Source organism: Bradyrhizobium sp. P2_E8, from assembly GCF_056403875.1.
The window spans coordinates 1-2,563 of sequence record NZ_JBFUES010001030.1 but is presented as its reverse complement, the minus strand read 5'-3'; the positions used below and the strand labels follow the sequence as shown (position 1 = coordinate 2,563).

Annotated in this window: 4 protein-coding genes; 1 reads left to right on the top strand and 3 read right to left on the bottom strand. The window is 62.0% G+C overall.

Annotated features, from left to right (window positions below; genetic code table 11):
* Positions 1 to 690, top strand: a 690-nt coding sequence (locus tag AC1D00_RS36165; protein WP_477013963.1) for a GlxA family transcriptional regulator, incomplete at its 5' end; no start/stop codon positions are given.
* Between the two features lie 38 nt (positions 691 to 728).
* On the opposite strand, the gene AC1D00_RS36160 is transcribed toward AC1D00_RS36165, so the two are convergent.
* The 3 genes from AC1D00_RS36160 to AC1D00_RS36150 all read right to left on the bottom strand — a co-directional run.
* Positions 729 to 1,364, bottom strand: a complete 636-nt coding sequence (locus AC1D00_RS36160) for a response regulator (RefSeq protein WP_135172854.1) — start codon at positions 1,362 to 1,364, stop codon at positions 729 to 731.
* 168 nt (positions 1,365 to 1,532) lie between these two features.
* Complete coding sequence (locus tag AC1D00_RS36155; protein ID WP_027548828.1) at positions 1,533 to 2,162, bottom strand: response regulator; 630 nt, start codon at positions 2,160 to 2,162, stop codon at positions 1,533 to 1,535.
* Positions 2,163 to 2,231: 69 nt separating this feature from the next.
* Positions 2,232 to 2,563, bottom strand: a 332-nt coding sequence (locus AC1D00_RS36150; protein WP_477013962.1) for a sensor histidine kinase, incomplete at its 5' end; no start/stop codon positions are given.

Sequence of the window (2,563 nt, the reverse complement as noted above, 5' to 3'; positions counted from 1 at the left end):
CTGGATGCCCGCCGTGCAACCACGACCTGGTGGCTCGCGCCGCTCTTTCGGAATCTATTTCCGAAAGTGATGCTCGACACGGACGCGATGGTGCTGACCGACGGGAGCGTAACGACCGCCGGCGCGGCAATGGCTCAACTGGACCTCATGCTCTCGATCATTGCGCGCCATGCCGGACCCGACCTCGCGGACAGCTGCGCACGGTTTCTGTTGCTGGACCAGCGGCCGTCGCAGTCCCGCTACATGGCGCTATCCTTTCTTGCCGCCGCGGACGAACGGGTTTCTCGCGCCGAGCGCTGGGCACGAGCGCGACTGCATCGGACCTTTTCAATTTCCGAGCTCGCGAAGGCCGTGGGACTGGGTGCGCGCACGTTTGCGCGTCGATGTGAGCGCGCCACCGGGCTTTCGCCGGTGAGATTTGTCCAGAAGTTGCGCATCGACAGCGCGATGGAGCTTCTGGAGACAACGCGGCTCGGCCTCGACGAGATCGCGGAGAGGGTTGGGTATGCCGACCCCTCCATGCTTCGCAAGCTGCTGCATCGGGAGAGGACGCCCGGTGCGCGGGCCTCCCGTGCCGGCCGCAAGCGAGAGAAGAGCGCCGCGCCCTCCAGAACGTCTGCGAAAAGGCCACCTGCACCGCACCGGAGACCATCGGTCGGCGCTGGCAGGAAGGGATCGAAGACAGCTTGAACGATCCTTCAAAGTCCGCATCCCAACGGCGGGGTCTCTCAGGGCGCGACCAGTTTCTTGCGAATGGCATAGCGGACCAGTTCGGCCGTCGACGACATCCCGAGCTTGCGCATGGCCGACGCACGATGGGTCTCGACGGTCTTCACGCTCAGCTTCAAAATGGTGCTCATGGATCTGTTGGTATGCCCTTCCGCAATCAATTGGACCACGCTCTGCTCACGCGACGTTAGCAGCATGTCCGACTTGCCATGCTTGTTGAGCTGGTAGTCGTGGAGCAGCTTCTCCACCAGGGCGCTGGTGAAGTAGGGCCTGCCGTCGAGCAACGCCTCGATTGCGGAAATCAGGTGCTTCTTGGCATCCGACTTGAACAAGAAGCCGCGAACTCCGGCCAGAACGGCTTCAGTCAGCAGTTCCTCGTCCTCGTGCATCGTCAGGATCAGCACTTCCGTGCGCAGATCAAGTGCCCTGAGCCGGCGGCTGACCTCCAGCCCGTTCATGAGTGGCATCGAATAGTCGACGATTACGATGTCCGAGCTCGTCTCCACGGCCAGACCGACGGCTTGCTCACCATTGGTCGCCTCGCCGGCGACGATCCAGTTGGACTGCGTTTCGACAATCGCGCGAAGCCCTGAACGTACGACTGCATGATCATCCGCAATCAAGATGCGTTTCATGGCGTCGTTCTCGTTTTCCGGCCGCAATCAATGGAGACGGCCGGCAGCCGCAAGGTCGAACGATCATGCCGATCATGGCTCGAAGCGCCATCCTGCAAAACCCTGAGCTGCGTCGGCGAATGTACCGACGTGGCCGCCTTCAAGGAGATCCCGCGGACCGACGCGCTGTCATGCCTCAACCAGCTGCGCGCGAACGGCATACCGGACCAGACCTGCGGTTGAGTTCACCTCCAGCTTGCGCATCGCAGCCGCCCGATGTGCCTCGGTTGTCTTGACGCTGAGGTTCAAGATCGCGCTGATGCCCTTGTTGCTGTAGCCTTCAGCTACCAGCTTGACGACGAGCTGCTCGCGTGGCGTAAGCCCGCGACGCCGATCTGCTTCGCTTCCCGCGCCGTGATCCAGTTCGTTCCGACAGCTTTCGCTGCAGAACCGCTTATGCACCAAAAGTGCGTCGACGGCCGCCAGCAGCATTCTGTTCGCGTCCGATTTCGCCAGAAACGCGCGTGCGCCGGCCTCGAACGCCTGCTGCGCAAGCAGACCGGACTTGTGCACCGTGAAGATCAAGACCTCCGTCTGCAACGGATAGTCCCTGATCCGCCGCGCAACCTCCACTCCCGTCATTCGCGGCATGGAGAAGTCGACGATAGCCACATGCGGCCGGCTTTCGATAGCCGCGGTCAGCGCCTTGCTGCCGTCGTTCGCCTCGGCAACCACCTCCCAATCCGCCCGCTGTTCGAGCACCGCTCGCAAGCCCAATCGCACCGCTTCGTGATCATCCGCGATAAGAAAGCGTTTCATGGCAGAGCACTCCAATGTCGCTATACGGCAGCCATTCCACCCGCCACCGATAACCTTCTTCTTCTTGCCTCAGTGGGTGCCAGCTTGGGCCCTCCCGAAGCCCGCGGCCTTTCGCCGGCCAGGCTTGTTCGTCGTCAGCCCATGCGGAAACACCGCGCGCAGGATGGTGCCGGAGAGCTGTATTGCCGGATCGGAGTGGATATCCAATGACCCTCCGATCTGTTCGAGACGTGCCCTCATCGCGGGAATTCCGACGCCGATGGATATGGTTTTCGCGCCTTGCTTCGCGTAGTCGGCGCGCATCCCCCGCCCATTGTCAGTGACCGTCAGTCGAAAATGACGGCCGATCGCATCGATAACGATGCTCACTTCCGTCGCTTGCGCATGGCGGAATATGTTCG